The organism is Fructobacillus cardui (genome assembly GCF_963580785.1).
GTDB classification, from domain to species: domain Bacteria; phylum Bacillota; class Bacilli; order Lactobacillales; family Lactobacillaceae; genus Fructobacillus; species Fructobacillus cardui.
In genome coordinates this window covers 143,777-159,549 of sequence record NZ_CAUZLS010000001.1, presented here as the reverse complement: position 1 = coordinate 159,549, position 15,773 = coordinate 143,777, and the positions used below count along the sequence as shown (strand labels likewise).

The window sequence follows — 15,773 nt, the reverse complement described above, 5'->3', positions numbered from 1 at the left end:
TTACACATAAAAAATCAGAACCAGCCTCGCGGCTCGTTCTGATTTATCCGACATTAAATGTTTTATTTGGGTAACCTGATTTTATAAGTTGAATAAGCAGGTATTAGACCAAAGGTACGTCTTGCACCCAACCTTCAGGACCTTCTTGGTCGCCATATTGGATACCAATCAAGCGGTCATAGAGAGCCTGGGTCTTTGGGCCAACTTCAGTTTCTGAGAAGAAGACATGCTTCTTGCCTTCGTGGGTAATGGAACCAACGGGCGAAATCACGGCCGCTGTTCCCATGGCTCCGGCTTCAGCAAATTGATCCAAATCATGAATTGAAATGGCTTCTTCAACCGGGTTCATGCCCATTTCTTCGGCCAAGGCCAAGAGTGAGTATTTTGTAACAGAAGGGAGAATTGATGGTGACTTTGGTGTCTTGAACTGGCCATCCTTGGTAATTCCAAAGAAGTTGGCAGAACCGAGCTCCTCGATATACTCGTGTTCGCGTGGGTCCAAGTAAACAACATCGGAATAACCGGCCTTGTGGGCGTTGTCACCAGGCAACATGGAAGCGGCATAGTTACCACCAACCTTGGCTTGTCCTGTTCCACCGTGAGCAGCACGGTCAAATTCAGAAGTCACAAAGGCCGTTGGAGCCAAACCACCAGGATAGTAAGCACCAACTGGCATGGCAAATATGGTGAACAAAAAGTCGTGGCCGGGGTGGACACCGATTTCAGGTGAAGTTGAAATCAACAATGGTCGCAAGTACAAAGAACCACCAGATTCATAAGGAGGGATGAAGTCTTGGTTGGCCTTAACAACTTCCTTCACCGCTTCAACAAACTTATCTTCTGGATAAGGAGCCATCAACAAGCGTTCTGCTGAATTATGCATTCGATGGGCGTTACGGTCGGGGCGGAAGATGTTCACGCCACCATCCTTACGACGGTAGGCCTTCAAACCTTCGAAGACTTCTTGTCCATAATGCAAGGCAACGGCTGACTCGCTCAAATGGATGGTTGAATCAGTCGTCAATTCGCCTGGCTGCCACTGACCATCGTGGTATTCTGCCTTATAGCGGTAGGGCAAGTCATGATAACCAAAACCCAAGTTATTAAAATCGAGGTCGCTTACTTTTGCTTTCGTCATAATAATTCTCCTTCTGTTATTCAATGATTAACCTTATATTAGAATAAAATGAGAAAAAGTCAAGGGATTTTATCAGATTTTCATCAATCCGCCTTATTTATGTAATATGTTAAAATAAGTGTAACTTAGAAATTCGAGGAAACACGATGGTGAATTATCCCAAGGGTGTCCATGGCGATGGGCAGCAAGTGAAAAATCAAATTCAACGCGGCAAGAAGACGCAAAAAGGTCTCCTCTTCGGGCGACGGGGGATGGCTCTTGAAAGCCTGATTAACGATGCCAACGAATACTATTTGGCCAACCATCTTGCGGTTATTTATAAGAAACCAACACCTGTAACGATTGTTAATGTTGATTATCCGGCACGATCAGCAGCTAAAATCACGGAAGCTTATTTTCAACAACCATCAACGACCGATTATAACGGTGTTTATCAGGGGCGTTATGTTGATTTTGATGCTAAGGAAACCAAGAACAAAACCTCGTTTCCAATGAAAAACTTTCATGAACACCAAGTGCGCCACTTATCCGAGGTGGTGGCCCAAGGAGGCATTGGTTTTGTTTTAATCAAATTTACGCTTTTAGATGAAACTTACCTCTATCCAGCACCTGATTTGGTCCGCAATTGGCAGGCCCTTGATGGCCACCGGTCATTGCCGTATACCGATGTTGTGGCAGCAGGCTATTTGGTCAAGCCAAGTCTGATGCCCAATCTGGATTATTTGCAGGCGCTCGACGATTACCTGGCAGATTTGTTAGTTGGCAAACGGGCTGGTCAGCCGGTGGCTGATCAAAGAGCACAGCGGCATCAAAAAAAAATAGCTGGGGATCAGGTAGAACAAATGCCAGCTAAAAATCCACGCGAGGCAACTCAGCCAAACCAGGCCAAATCAGCAGATGGCGATTGTCTATCCGACCAATCTCAATTTGATGGGGGGCACCAGCCATGAGCCGGATTTGGATGACCGGTTATCGAACATATGAATTGGGCGTCTTTAAGGAAAAGGACCCCAAAGTTCAGGTTCTGAAGTATGCTATCAAGAAAACGATGATAGAACAGTTGGACCTAGGTCTGGAATGGGTAATTACGGGCGGTCAACTCGGAGTGGAGACCTGGGTGATTGAAGTAGCGTTGGATTTAAAAGCAGAATATCCGGATTTGCGGGTCGCGATGCTCTTGCCCTTTGGTCATTTTGGTTCGCAGTGGCAGGAGGCGAGCCAGAGGCGGTTAGCGGATTTAAAACAGCAGGTTGATTTCTATGCCGATGTCCATAAGGAGGACTATCAGGGGCCGTATCAATTGCGCCAGTATCAGGACTTTGTCCTAAACCATACGGATGGTGCGGTGCTCCTGTATGATGCCGAATTTCCGGGGAAAGCCCAGTACGATTATCAAGCGATTTTAGATTTTCAGGCACAGTCTCCATACCCACTGGAAACGATTAGTATGGATGACTTACAGGAATTTGCCAACGATTACCAGGAAAATCAGCATGACCAATGAGGAAGTGAAAATCCTTAAAATAAGGGGTGGCTCTAACTGATTGACTGGCTTGAAGGCAGCTTTATCTCAGTGCCGGGCGTTTCTTTTGCCTTGATAAATAAATAATCGACAAAAAGTTGGATAAAATTTAAAAAATTAACGTTTGTTTAATCTGAAACAATTACAGTAGTGTTACTAGCATGACTGTAAAACTTGCTACTGCCAGGTTTTCCTGGTATTATTAGCCTAGTTCAATTAGAATTTAAAGGAGTGTTTCTTGTGGCTCAAGTAAAGTATACTCAAAAAGATATTTACAACCGTGTTTTTAAGGAAAAGCGCGTTGGTGTCGGTTATGACCCCAATGATGTTGATGGTTTCTTGGATGACATCATTTCTGATTACGGCGTTTTCACCAAGCGCATTGAAGAATTGCAGACGCAAGTCGGTCAATTGCAGACCGCTTTGAAGCAGACTCAAGAAGAATTGACTGCTGAAGATCACGTTCGCGAAGCCCAACCGGTTGCACCCGCACCGGTCATTGAAGAGGTGTCAGCACCTGCTCCAGTTGAGACACCAAGCGCAACACCAACTAACTTGGATCTGATTAAGCGTGTTGCTAATTTGGAACGAGCCGTATTCGGTTCAGAAAATGGTGCAAACTAAGTTAAAAAGTGGTAAACTTTTTAGTGCGATTAACGATGGTTTAATTGTTTAATGGCAGGTACTGAGTAATTGCGCATGATATTTCTCATGTGAGGAAGGTCCATGCTCGCACACTCTGCGATGGGTGTAGTGTTTGTGCTGGGATAAAGAATAAACCCAGGCGTGGTGCAAACCACGACGGCGACTGAAATGGCTAAGGCTGTGCTATGTCAAAATAGGTCTGAAAGTGCCATAGAAACGGATTCCTAGGTGAAAGTCTAGGACTTGAGACGAGGTAAACCCCACAAGCGGGCAACCCAAACTTTGGTAGGGGCGGCTGACCTAGTGAAATGAAACGATGGTCGGTATGGCGGCAACGCTTAGATAGATGATTACTGAAGGTGCTTAATCCCTGTTAAGTACTGGAACAAAACATGGCCTACAGGTACCTGTTTCAGGGAGTCCACACTTTGCGTGGGCTTTTTTTTATGGCTCATTATTGGTAGAATAGGTAAGTGCGAAAAGAGCTGGTTACTTTGCGAGCTCTTTTTTGATGTCAGACATTGCAAAATGAATGGTCAGATAACAAAAAATAAAATGTTGGTCTGTGACTGACAAAAGGATTGAATATGTTCAAAAAAATTAGCAAAAAAATGCTGACCTGGATGACCTTGGCCATCTTGGTTTTGCCTCTTGTATTAGCATCTGCGGCAGCCTTCACGACCAAGGCTAGTGCAGATGAAACAGATCCAACTTTGGAGCGGATTCAAAAGAAGGGGACATTGGTCGTTGGCTTGTCAGCCGACTATGCACCTTACGAATTTCATAGCCAAATCGATGGTAAGGATCAAATCGTTGGTTTCGATGTCTCCTTAGCAAAGGCGATTGCTAAGAAATTGGGCGTTAAAATTCAAATTGAAGACATGGGCTTTGATGCCCTTTTGGGGGCTTTGAAAACTGGGAAGATTGATATGATCGCTTCTGGTTTCTCAGCAACACCGGAGCGAGAGACACAAGTTGATTTTTCCCATGTTTACCTGAAGTCACCCCAGACAATGATTGTGTTGAAGACAAATAAGGCCAAGTATGAAAGTGGCGAATTGTCAGCCTTCTCTGGTCAAAAGATTGGGGCACAAACCCAAACCATCCAGGAAGATGCTGCTAAGACGATTCCTGGGGCGACGGTTGTTTCATTGCAAAAGTATCCCAATCTGATTTCTCAGTTGTCACAAGGGGTTGTAGCCGGGGTTGTGGCTGAAAAGACGATTGCCCAAGCTTATGCGGATCAGAATCCGAAGTTTGCGGTGGTTGAGCCAAAGTTCTCAGCGGATTCAACCGGACAGACATCGATTGCTGTTCCTAAGAATTCACCAGCCTTGGTGGCCCAAGTCAACCAGGTCATTGATAAGGTAACGACCAATGGTCAGTTCAATAACTGGAAGAAGCAGGCACAAAAGCAGATGTTTTCCTCAAAGGACAAGTCTTACTGGCAAAAGTACGGTCACTACTTCGTTGAAGGAACTGGCATTACGTTGGCCTTAGCTGTTGTTGGTGTCTTGATTGGAACCACTTTAGGAACTTTCTTTGCCCTCTTGAAGCTTTCATCCGTCTTTATCCTCAAGGCGATTGGAAACATTTACGTTGAATATGTCCGGGGAACGCCTTTGCTGGTTCAGGCCTTTATGGTCTTCTTCGGAACACAGGCGATTGGCTTGCACTTGTCGGCTTTCGTAGCTGGTTCGCTGGCGATGGGCTTGAATTCCGCTGCCTACGTTGCTGAAATCATCCGTTCTGGAATTGAATCGGTTGATAAGGGACAAACGGAAGCTGCTCGGTCTTTGGGACTTTCCCATGCCAGGACGATGCGTTTGGTGATTTTGCCACAGGCTGTCCGCACGATTTTGCCAGCCTTGGGAAATGAGTTTGTTTCGGTTATCAAGGAAGGCTCCGTTATCTCGGTTATCGGTGTCGGCGAGTTGATGTATGAAACTGGCGTTGTTCAGGGAGCTTCGTTTGAACCATTTATGCCACTGGTGATTGCCTCGCTGATTTACTTCGTGTTGACCTTTACCATTTCACGGGTGTTGGGCTATGCCGAGCGGCGCATGGCTCGCTAATTTAACTTTTTTTCTTAAAGGCTCTTGCTCATTGCAAGAGTCTTTTTTGATTACTTTGATGAAAAAGGACGTAAAAAAAGAGCTGCTTGAGCAACTCTTTGAAAAATCAGTTTGGCTTTAGCCTTCGAACTTTACCCGGACACCCTCAGGGATGGCAAAGTCTTTTTGAACCAGTGTTAATTCACCAGTTTCGTGGTCGCGGGAGAAGACGGAAACGTTGTCCGTTTTCTGGTTAGCAACAACCAAGAACTTTTCGGCTGGATCGAAGTTCATGTCGCGAGGGAATGAGCCTTCAGTCGAAATCGTTTGAATCAATTCGATTTCTGCTCCCATGTTGGATGTTTGGAAGACAGAAACGGAATCGTGACCGCGGTTTGACGTATAGATGAAGCGACCGTCTTCTGTCAAGCGGATGGCGGCAGCACCATTGTGTTCGTCCCAGTCAGAAGGGATGGTTGAAATCGTCATCACATGGGCAAATGAACCGTCTTCTGCGTCGTACTTCAAAACGGAAAGTAATGATGACAATTCACCCAAGACGTAAGCGTATTGGCCGTCAGGGGAGAAGCGCAAATGACGTGGTCCAAAACCGTCGTCCGCCTTATAGCGAGCAACATCGGTCAAGAGGCCGTCAGGGTTGACATCTAAGGTAATGACTTCATCGGTTCCCAAATCAACAACAGCCAAACGGTTGTCAGGCGTCAAGTTGACATAGTGAACGTGGGAGCTGTCTTGTTCTGGACGAGGACCAGAACCGCTGTTGTGCCATGTGTCCTTTAAGACCAGGGAACCACCGGGCTGAATAGCGTAAACTTCAACCGTACCACGGTGGTAGTAGCCGGTAAAGACCAATTGACGGTCTTCATCAACGGCGATGTAAGCGGGGGCAGAACCCTCGGTTACATTCAAACCGATTTCAGACATGGGACGGGTGGCATTATCAAGCGAAACAACACCAGCTTCATCGCCACGCTTTTCAACGGCGTAGACGACGTTTTCCTTGGAAATCGCCAAGTAGGTCGGATTCGTGCCAGCAAACACTAAGCGTGCATCGGACAATTGACCGGTTGCTTCGTCAAAATCAGCTTCGTAAATGCCCTTTGAACTTTGGCGGGTATAAGTACCAAATAGTACGTGATGAACAGTCATGTTCAGTGTCACTCCTTTTTTAATATTCTAATCAGAAATATTGTAGCACATTTTTGTCATGGTCTCGACTGAGTAGCTAAAAAAGTAACAACATGTTGGTTTCTGATTTTTAAGGAGAGCGGCTCATTTGCCGCCGAATTGTCACGGGGAAAGCGTTGGTCAAGGCCCTTTTTCCGTTAGTGCTATGGTAAAATATTTAGTAATAGAAGTGTCATGAAAAGGAGCGACTATGCCGAGAGAAAACGGAAAAAAAACGACGGGGTTGACATCGGTTAAGGGACTTAAAACTTTAACTGCGGTGGTCTTAGTCCTGTTAATCATTTGGTTAGCCTATCAAGTACGCTTTATTTTTGGACCGATTGAGTCCTTTGTCGCTGCGGTTGGGGCACCAATTTTGATTGCAGGGGTCTTTTACTACTTATTGAATCCTTTAGTCACAAAGTTGGAAACGAAGTCAGGCTGGAAACGAAATCGAATTGTATTGGTTGTCCTTGTTCTTTTTATCCTCATCTTGGTAGCGGCGATTGCCTTTCTGGCTCGGGTAGTGACGGTCCAAGTAACCGATTTGTTAACCCATTGGCCAAGTTACTTACGTGAGGGCCAGGATTGGATTAAGGAAACATTTGAAGGGAAGCAGTATGATCAGTTGCGGAACATTTTGGTCACGTCGAACGACCAAATTAACCATACGGCGATCGCCTGGGTACAATCTCATCTGGGTGCTAGTATTTCTGGTGTTGGCCACTTTGCGGCCCGCTTAAGTGAAGTCGGTGTTGTTTTGGTTTCAACGCCCTTTATTCTGTATTATTTATTAGTTGACGGTGCTCATTTGCCAGAATTTATTATCGACAAGTTGCCGCCCAAGGCGCGACCATCAACGAAAAATCTTTTGGCAGAATTATCAGGACAGATTTCAAAGTACATTCGGGGTCAATTGGGAGTCGCGATGTCAGTGACGATTATGTTTGCCCTTGGTTATACGATTATCGGCTTGCCTTCTGGAATCCTGTTGGCTATCTTGGCTGGTGTTCTGAACCTGATTCCTTACTTAGGTTCCTTCTTGGCCCAGGTGCCGGTCTTTGCGGTTGCTTTTGTGACTGGGGGAGTGAAGATGGCGGTTTTGGCAGCGATTGTTTTGATTATTGAGCAGCCATTGGAAGGCCATGTGATTACACCGAAAATTTTGGGAGATGCTTTGGATATTCACCCAGTGACGGTGATTGTTGTTTTGTTGGCCTCTGGTCAAATTTTTGGTCTGCTAGGCTTTATCCTAGCAGTCCCTGGTTATGCCGTCTTAAAGGTTTTGGTAGTTCACCTTTATACCTGGTGGCGGACAAACTCAAAGTTATTTAAAGAAGAATTAGACAAAGAATTAGGAGAAACAAAATGACGAATCACGTTGTTTTATTTGAACCGGTTATGCCGGCGAACACGGGTAACATTGCTCGAACAACTGCCGGTACGAATGCCGTCTTGCATTTAATCGAGCCTTTAGGTTTTGATATTTCAGATAAAGCGGTGAAGCGGGCTGGTTTGGACTACTGGGACCATGTTGATTTGGTCAAGCACGACTCTTTGCCTGATTTTTTGGCTACCTTAAAGCCAACGGATCACCTATACCTGGTTTCAAAATTTGCTAACCAGGACTATACGGATCCGGATTATACATTGGATGATGGCGACCATTACTTCCTTTTTGGAAAGGAAACAACCGGTTTGCCTGAAGTCTTTATGCGTCAGAATCCTGAAAAGGCTATTCGGATTCCACAAAACGACGAACATATTCGTTCTTTGAATTTGTCGAACACGGTGGCAATCGTGATCTATGAGGCTCTACGTCAGCAGGATTTTGCTAACTTGGATAAGATTCATACCTACGAACAAGATAAATTAAAATAAATTTCCAAAAAAGGGTTGCAATTTAGAGATATGGTTGATATACTAATATAGTTGTTTGATAGAGATATCAAGCAACAACTGACCATGGCTCGTTGGTCAAGTGGCTAAGACGCTGCCCTTTCACGGCGGAATCGAGAGTTCGATTCTCTCACGAGCTACTATTAAAGTCGCAACTTCGGTTGCGGCTTTTTTGTTATCATTAAAAAAGGCTCTATATCAAAGATATAGGGCCTTTTGGTTTGTATGGGGGTTTTTGGAACTTGCTGAAAAGTTGCGGTAAATGTGTATTTTGGACTATTTTTTGCTGAATTTGCAGAAAATGTGTCGTAAAAAGTATTTTAATCTATTTTTATATGATTCCTAGAATTTTGTTTTAATTCTGGGGCTATATCAGATTAAGTCGTTTTAGTTTTACTCTAAGAATATGGTGGGCAATTGACAAAAAAATGAAGTAGTAGTGATTACTCGTTTGTCGACATTGCTTCAATTCCTGGACAAACCAATTGCCACATACTTTCGAATCGATCATAAAAATCAGGATTGTTCCATGTTTCCCTAAATGTAGGGAGGGTGAAAACACTAAAGGCTGATAGAATCAATTCAGCATTAGCGAAAGAATTATCAGGCCAGTCCATAATAGTATTAATTTTTTGATAGACGCTTTTTAAAATTTCTTGCAGTGCGACTGGATTATTTTCGATATATTCGGTGTTCAGGATGAACATTGCTTCGTCCTGGTTATATGCATTTTTTTTAGCACTGACAAAAGACCAAAGTAATTTGTGCAGTCTTTTGGTTTTAATTTCATCAGCAGTGCCAACGTTAATTTGTTTAACTACGACTTCTTGAAACCATTTTTTGCTAACCGCTTCCCAGAGTTCCTTTTTGTTTTTAAAGTGTTTGTAAATAGTTGCGTGTGTAACACCTAGCTCACTGGCAATTTGATTGAGTGTGATATCGGAACGATGATATTTTGAAATAAGTAATTCTGCAGTTTGAATTATTTTTTGACGGTTAATTTTTTCTTTTTCATTTTTTATCATATTTTTTACCTTGATGTGTAATGGATAGCTTCTATAATCCTAACATAAATTATTTGGTTACAAAAGTTGACAAAAGTAACTTAAGCGATTTTGATTTCTTTTGGTTACAAAATAATATAAAAGTTACCAAAAAGGAGTCATCATATGAAAGCAGCACAACTTGATAAGTATGAAAAAGAATTCAAACTAATTGTGCGGGATATTCCTATTCCCGAAATAAAGGAAGATGAAGTTCTAGTAAAAGTCAAAGCTGCTGCGGTAAACCCTCTTGAAAAATTAGTAGGTACCGGCAGTGTGAAGTTGATTCAAGATTATAATTTGCCGATGACAATGGGTAATGAACTATCAGGGATCATCGAAAAAATCGGTAACAAGGTTACAACGTTTAAAAAGAATGATGCGATTTACACACGATTACCTTTAAACAATATTGGAGCTTTTGCTGAATATGTTGCTGTTCCAGCATCGGCTATTAGTAAGATGCCAGTGAACCTTGATTTTAAATCAGCGGCTGCAGCACCTTTAACTGGATTGACTGCTTACCAGGGGTTGTTCGAAGAACTAAATGGACAAGCTGGGGAAACGGTGTTAATTACTGGTGGATCGGGATCTTTTGGTGAATTAGCAATTCCTGTTGCTAAAAATGCCGGTATGAGAGTCATTGTTAGTGGTAGCGCGAGATTGAAGGAAAAAACGCTGCGGCTTGGTGCCGATCAATATATTTCGTATGAAACTGAAAACTATTGGGAGAGTGTGCGTGATGTTGATTACGTAATCGACACATTAGGGGCCTCTGAATTTGATAGAGAATTATCGGTTATTAAGCCTGGTGGTCGGTTATTGTCTTTACGTACCGGCCCAAATAAACGTTTTGCACGTACGCATCAATTTGGAATGGCAAAAAGAATGCTCTTTTCAATGGTTGGTTCGAAATTTGATCGAAAAGCTTCAAAGAAAAATGTTCAATACCGTTTTATTTTTGTAAGAAGCAACGGTTTTCAGCTATATGAATTATCAAAAATTATTAAAAAAAACAATATTGTTCCAGCGGTGAACAATACAATTTTTAATATTGATGATATTAATGACGCTTTGGATTTAGTATTCAACGGTCATCCAAATGGTAAAGTAGTGATTACATTTTAAAAATAATAACGGTAAATGAGCTGAAGTGCTCTTAAAAATTTAAACAAAGGGAGAAATAAACAATGACTAATCGATTAAAAAATAAAGTTGCAATTGTAACAGGTGGTATTTCCGGAATTGGTAGAGCCATCGCTGAAGATTTTCTGGCAGAAGGGGCTCAAGTAGTTATTACAGGTCGTCGTGAATCTTTAGGTGTTCAGGTAGCTTCTGAACTTGGGAAACAAAATCAAATTATTTATTTGTATCAAGATATTAGTAATGAAGATGATTGGAATACAGTTGTTGAAAAAACTTTGTCTCATTTTGGTCACTGGGATATTTTAGTGAACAATGCAGGGATTGGTGGTGCAGGTAAGCTAATTGTTGATACAAGTCTAGATGAGTGGCAAAAAATAATTGATGTCAATTTGACGGGAACTTTTTTAGGTAACAAGATTGCATTACAAAAGATGGATAGTGGTAGTATTGTCAATGTTTCGTCTGTTTTGGGAATTGCGACACCGATGCCTGGGGTGGGAGCTTATGCTGCCTCGAAGTGCGGTACCAGAGCGCTGACTAAGTCGGCGGCTGTAGAGGCGATTAAAATGGGCAAAAATATTCGAGTTAATTCTATTCATCCTTCTTTAGTTGATACGGATCTTGTTCCTGATAGCTATCGAGAAGGGATTAAAAGTTCAAAAGAACCAATTCCACTTATGGGTAAACCAATCGATATTGCTAAAGCTGTGACCTATGTATCTTCTGATGAAGCTAGTTATACAACTGGTGCTGAATTGGTAATCGATGGTGGTGTTTTGGCCGGCCGTTAAACGATTTGTTGCGTTAACAGCATACTTATTAGATACTGATTTTTATTCAAATAAAAAGTAAAAAGCTGCCTACTTCTTCTCAAATCGAAGAGGTAAGCAGCTTCTTTCATATATAAATATAAGGGAGAGGGCCCAATTGGTGGGCGAAAATTAGCCTTGATTGTTCTTCAGGCGCTTGTCCGCGGGCTTCACCTCAGGAACGCCGCCCATGGCTTCAGGGTGTTCTTGGTAAGTGAACTTGTGTCCGTCCTTGGCTACCTGGCCTTCAAAGGCCTTTGAGCCAGCGCCGTCAGAGAAGCTCATGATGGTGTGGGCGAATTCTGAATGCTCGATATCGCCCATGTCGCCAGGAACGATGACGCCGTACTTTTCTTCGAGTTCTTCTTGGGCCTTCATAAATTGAAGTTGGTGTTGCGTTTCGCGAGCCAACAAGAACTTCAACATATCGCGGATTCCCTTGTCCTCTGTCATGTTGTAGAGACGAGAAACTTGGAGGCGGGCCTGTGATTCACGAACAACGTTAAAACGCATGTCGGCCACCAGGTTACCAGATGAAGTTACATAGCCGGCGTTCCAAGCTGCACCATTTGGGTTTGTTAGACCGGCGTTCAAACCATGAACCAGTGCGTGTTCAGGGTCCATACCGGACAATGTGGCTGCCTTAAGTGGATCGCCGGCAACGTCAGCATCAGAGATTGGCGCACCTTCAAGCAAATAGCCAATCATTGTTGAAATCATTTCCACGTGACCGATTTCTTCGGTTCCAGTGTCTAAAAGTAAGTCTTTGTATTTTTCATCGCCAGTTGATGACCAACCCTGTGAAAGGTATGACATCATGCCGGTTGTTTCACCCCATTGGCCACCCAATGCTTCTTGCAGACGACGGGCCATCAATGGGTCCGGACGATCAGGCTTGGCGTTGTATTGTAACTTCCGAGTGTGCGTGAACATAATTTCCTACTTTCTGTGCTCTTCGTGAGAATATTTGTTAAAAAATAAACAGTACCAATTTATAATTATTTATAAAATAATAACTATTAAACGCCTATTCTCTAGTAATTAACATTAAAATTAGTCGGTATATATCAACCTTTCCAATTTTAATATTTTGCGTTGAAATTAGTTTATCATGGACAATAGGAGCAGGTAAAGGGAAAATCAGGAAAATGGTCTAGACGACCGTCGCTAAAGCTAGTGTTTTCAGTCCTGAAAACACTAGGAGCAAAAGAGGCGACTGTGCTAAGATAGAAGGAGTGAACTAGACATTTTTAGACTATTTAGTTGGTCTTTTGCAAAGGAGAACCCTCATGGCTAAGCAGACGAAACGTCGCAGTCAAAAGAAAAAGAAAGTTAGTCGGGCAGGAGCTGCTGGACAAATTGTTGGCCTACTGGCGATTATCTTATTATCAATTTTTGCGATTTTTCAATTAGGACTTTTTGGTATTTATCTAGCCGATATGGTGCGTTTTTTCTTTGGAAATCTTTACCAAATTACTTTGTTGCCACTGATTGCTTGGGCAACGATTTATTTGGTGATGGATAAAAGTTATCCAATTCCAGGTCGCATCTATGTCGGAGTGGGGATGATCTACTTAGCAACGGTTTTGCTGTCATCGATGCTGTTCTTCACACAGAACGAATTGCCAGGTGGTGGTTATGCTTCCCAGGTAATTCGATTGATTGGCCAGGATATGACCAATCAATCCGCTGGAACACCGGTTGGAGCTGGTATGCTAGGGGCTCTTTTATACCAATTAACCTTCACCCTCTTATCAAACGTTGGTGTAGCGATTATTGTCGTTGTTTTGTATATTGCGGGTGTAATTGTCACTTTTCGTTTGCCCGCTCGTGACTTGGCACAAAAGGGTGTTGTCAAGGCCCATGAAAACTTTACGGAGTTCCAAAAGCAACAAAGTCAAAAGCGCGATCAGCGTCAATTGCTGGCTGAGAAGAAACAACAGGATTTGACAGAATTTGGTGACCACCCATTAGGCTTGAGTAAAACGGAGCCAAGGGCGGATGAACCGGCAGCAGCCCCATTCTTCCCCGACCCTGCCAAAGATATTAACGGTGATGGTGCTGATTTGCCAGTAGAAGAAGGATTGAATTTAGGTGCCGACCCGGTTGAACCAACTATTAACTGGCAGGCGCCGACAACGCCAAGCCCAGCAGCTGCACCAGCCCAACCCGTTACTCCGCAGGGAAATGAGGACGTACACCTTAATGCTAGTGCTGTGGATGACGATGATTACCAGTTGCCACAAACCTCACTCTTAACAAAGACTCAGCCGACTGACCAGACTAAGGAGGCGCAAAGTTTGAATGCGAAGTCTCGTCTGGTCCATGACACGCTACAATCCTTTGGCGTGGACGCGACCGTGTCCTCGGTTTCCTTGGGACCAACGGTTACTCAGTATGAGCTCAAGCCGGGTCAGGGTGTGAAGGTCAACCGGATTGCGAATTTGGCGGATGACTTGGCTTTGGCCTTAGCGGCGAAATCAATTCGAATTGAAGCGCCAATCCCTGGAAAGCCCTACGTCGGCATCGAAGTGCCAAACGATACGCAGGCGGTCGTTGGTTTTCGCTCGATGATTGAGCAGTCCAACACTTTAGACCAGGGCTTGCTAACGGTTCCATTGGGCCGTGATGTGACTGGCAATATCGTGTTAGTGGACTTATCAGCCATGCCGCACTTGCTGATTGCTGGATCCACGGGTTCTGGAAAATCAGTTGGGTTGAACGGCATCATTATTTCCTTGCTCTTAAAGGCCAAGCCTTCCGAAGTAAAGCTGATGATGGTCGATCCTAAGGTGGTCGAGTTATCGATTTACAATGGTATTCCGCACCTGTTGACGCCCGTTGTTTCCGATCCACGTAAGGCAGCCAAGTCGCTGCAAAAGTTAGTAGATGAAATGGAAAACCGCTATGATCTGCTGGCTCAATTTGGCAAGCGCAATATCGGTGAGTATAATGCGGCCGTTGACGACAACAATGCTCATGCCAAGGAAACCGGCAACGCCATCATGACGAAATTGCCCTACATCGTGGCGGTTGTCGATGAATTTGCTGATTTGATGGCAACGGTTGGCTCTGAAATTGAAGTTTCGATTGCCCGCTTGGGAGCCAAGGCGCGAGCTGCCGGAATCCATATGATTCTGGCGACCCAGCGTCCCGACGTGAAGGTGATTAATGGAACGATTAAGTCGAATATTCCCGGTCGAATCGCCTTTCGAACGGCATCGGGAATCGATTCGCGGACAATTTTGGATACGAACGGGGCCGAAAAGTTGCTTGGCCGCGGAGACATGATTTTTGCCCCACCTGGCAAGGCTCATAAGCGACTGCAGGGCGCCTTTATTTCAAATCAGGATGTGACCGCCATTGTTGATTTCGTCAAGGGCGAACAAGATGCCGTTTATGATGAGAAGATGACGGTGACCGATGAGGAAGTCGCCCAGGATGAAAACGGTGGTGGCGGCAATTCGGATGATGAATTGTTCGAGGAAGCACTAGAATTTGTGATTGACCAGCAGAAGGCCTCAACTTCATTGCTCCAACGTCGCTTCCGGATTGGTTATAACCGGGCAGCCCGCCTGGTTGACGACCTCGAAAATGCTGGTTACATTGGACCGGCTGACGGGGCCCGTCCACGTCATGTCAATGTTAGCAAGAAAACCGATGAATAAATAAAGCTAAGAAAAAGCGAAACTGCCGAAGTGAATGGTGGTTTCGCTTTTTAAGTGCTTATTTTTTGAGCATTTGACGGGGGATTTGGCAGGCAGTGTCTAAATTTCCATCAAAAAAGCGCCTTCCCAAATGGGTTGGCGCAAAATTGCTTGATAAATTATTCTTTGAAAAAGGGCACGATTTGTTTAGCGAACGAACCGTCGGGATCGTTGACAAAGGTCTTGTAGGCCGCCCAGTAGGCGTCTTCGATGAGGAGTGGCTCGGCGATGTTCTTTGGAATCGCCGTTCGTGGAATGCCACCACGGTCATCGCGAGGACCTTCGTATTCCTTTGTAAAGTCGTCGAAACGCTTTTCAATCACAATGGCTTCGGGGCCAAACCAGTTATGGGGCTCCTTGGTTAAGAAGCTTTCTTCAATCTGGTAGGGTGTCCAATCGGGTAAGTTGACCGCGATTTTCATGGGGTGGACCAAAGTTTGTAACTGGACTTGGCCGAGTGCGATATCGGCGACGGCACCCGCCATGGCTGACGGCAGGTGGAGGTCCTGATTTTCCTTAGCAACTAGGAGGAACTGGCCGGTCATCTTTTCGTCAGCTGTAACTTCTTGGCCGGCGAGGACGTTAAGTAATTCGGTTGGAGTAATATTAATAGCTTGCATGA

At 44.1% G+C, this 15,773-nt stretch carries 13 protein-coding genes, 1 tRNA gene, 1 other RNA gene and 1 pseudogene; 11 read left to right on the top strand and 5 right to left on the bottom strand.

The genetic code is table 11. The features are described from left to right. Window positions 1–103 precede the first annotated feature (103 nt). On the bottom strand, window positions 104–1,138 hold the full coding sequence (locus tag AABI20_RS00865; RefSeq protein WP_047974253.1) for a branched-chain amino acid aminotransferase: 1,035 nt from the start codon (window positions 1,136–1,138) through the stop codon (window positions 104–106). Between the two features lie 146 nt (window positions 1,139–1,284). On the opposite strand from AABI20_RS00865, the pseudogene recU reads away from it, so the two are divergent. From recU to AABI20_RS00840, 5 genes and pseudogenes are all read left to right on the top strand, one after another. Then, window positions 1,285–1,893: pseudogene (gene recU, locus AABI20_RS00860) on the top strand (Holliday junction resolvase RecU); the annotation flags it as partial. A 191-nt stretch (window positions 1,894–2,084) separates the two neighbouring features. After that, on the top strand, window positions 2,085–2,642 hold the full coding sequence (locus AABI20_RS00855) for an SLOG family protein (protein ID WP_047974254.1): 558 nt from the start codon (window positions 2,085–2,087) through the stop codon (window positions 2,640–2,642). Window positions 2,643–2,900: 258 nt separating this feature from the next. After that, entirely contained in the window at window positions 2,901–3,284 is a 384-nt protein-coding gene (locus AABI20_RS00850; protein ID WP_248660779.1) for a DivIVA domain-containing protein, read from the top strand. Window positions 3,285–3,341: 57 nt separating this feature from the next. Then, an RNA gene (rnpB, locus tag AABI20_RS00845) (RNase P RNA component class B) lies at window positions 3,342–3,710 on the top strand. A gap of 182 nt (window positions 3,711–3,892) precedes the next feature. Beyond that, the gene (locus tag AABI20_RS00840; RefSeq protein ID WP_338346521.1) at window positions 3,893–5,380 is read left to right on the top strand and encodes an ABC transporter substrate-binding protein/permease; all 1,488 of its coding nucleotides are present in this window, start codon (window positions 3,893–3,895) and stop codon (window positions 5,378–5,380) included. A 117-nt stretch (window positions 5,381–5,497) separates the two neighbouring features. Here the strand turns inward: AABI20_RS00840 and AABI20_RS00835 are convergent, their stop codons facing one another. Next, on the bottom strand, window positions 5,498–6,529 hold the full coding sequence (locus AABI20_RS00835) for a lactonase family protein (protein ID WP_047974257.1): 1,032 nt from the start codon (window positions 6,527–6,529) through the stop codon (window positions 5,498–5,500). 229 nt (window positions 6,530–6,758) lie between these two features. Between AABI20_RS00835 and AABI20_RS00830 the strand changes: the two genes are divergently transcribed. From AABI20_RS00830 to AABI20_RS00820, 3 genes are all read left to right on the top strand, one after another. After that, window positions 6,759–7,919: an AI-2E family transporter gene (locus tag AABI20_RS00830; RefSeq protein ID WP_288846053.1), complete on the top strand. Its 1,161-nt coding sequence runs from the start codon at window positions 6,759–6,761 to the stop codon at window positions 7,917–7,919. Then, complete coding sequence (locus tag AABI20_RS00825) at window positions 7,916–8,428, top strand: tRNA (cytidine(34)-2'-O)-methyltransferase (RefSeq protein ID WP_248660775.1); 513 nt, start codon at window positions 7,916–7,918, stop codon at window positions 8,426–8,428. The genes AABI20_RS00830 and AABI20_RS00825 overlap by 4 nt, the downstream gene beginning before the upstream one ends. A gap of 86 nt (window positions 8,429–8,514) precedes the next feature. Continuing rightward, window positions 8,515–8,586: transfer RNA gene (locus AABI20_RS00820), tRNA-Glu, on the top strand. 303 nt (window positions 8,587–8,889) lie between these two features. Here AABI20_RS00820 and AABI20_RS00815 read toward each other — a convergent pair. Continuing rightward, a complete protein-coding gene (locus AABI20_RS00815) occupies window positions 8,890–9,471 on the bottom strand; it encodes a TetR/AcrR family transcriptional regulator (protein ID WP_288846055.1) in 582 nt (193 codons plus the stop codon). 144 nt (window positions 9,472–9,615) lie between these two features. Between AABI20_RS00815 and AABI20_RS00810 the strand changes: the two genes are divergently transcribed. Together AABI20_RS00810 and AABI20_RS00805 are read left to right on the top strand one after the other, a co-directional pair. Then, on the top strand, window positions 9,616–10,617 hold the full coding sequence (locus AABI20_RS00810; RefSeq protein WP_288846056.1) for an NADP-dependent oxidoreductase: 1,002 nt from the start codon (window positions 9,616–9,618) through the stop codon (window positions 10,615–10,617). Between the two features lie 62 nt (window positions 10,618–10,679). Continuing rightward, on the top strand, window positions 10,680–11,426 hold the full coding sequence (locus AABI20_RS00805; protein WP_338346520.1) for an SDR family NAD(P)-dependent oxidoreductase: 747 nt from the start codon (window positions 10,680–10,682) through the stop codon (window positions 11,424–11,426). 150 nt (window positions 11,427–11,576) lie between these two features. Here AABI20_RS00805 and AABI20_RS00800 read toward each other — a convergent pair whose 3' ends face one another. Beyond that, the gene (locus AABI20_RS00800) at window positions 11,577–12,377 is read right to left on the bottom strand and encodes a manganese catalase (protein ID WP_047975232.1); all 801 of its coding nucleotides are present in this window, start codon (window positions 12,375–12,377) and stop codon (window positions 11,577–11,579) included. A 356-nt stretch (window positions 12,378–12,733) separates the two neighbouring features. On the opposite strand from AABI20_RS00800, the gene AABI20_RS00795 reads away from it, so the two are divergent. Beyond that, window positions 12,734–15,112, top strand: coding sequence for an FtsK/SpoIIIE family DNA translocase (locus tag AABI20_RS00795; protein WP_338346519.1), 2,379 nt, complete (start codon window positions 12,734–12,736; stop codon window positions 15,110–15,112). 158 nt (window positions 15,113–15,270) lie between these two features. Here AABI20_RS00795 and AABI20_RS00790 read toward each other — a convergent pair whose 3' ends face one another. After that, on the bottom strand, window positions 15,271–15,771 hold the full coding sequence (locus AABI20_RS00790) for a hypothetical protein (RefSeq protein ID WP_338346518.1): 501 nt from the start codon (window positions 15,769–15,771) through the stop codon (window positions 15,271–15,273). Between the last annotated feature and the right edge of the window lie 2 nt (window positions 15,772–15,773).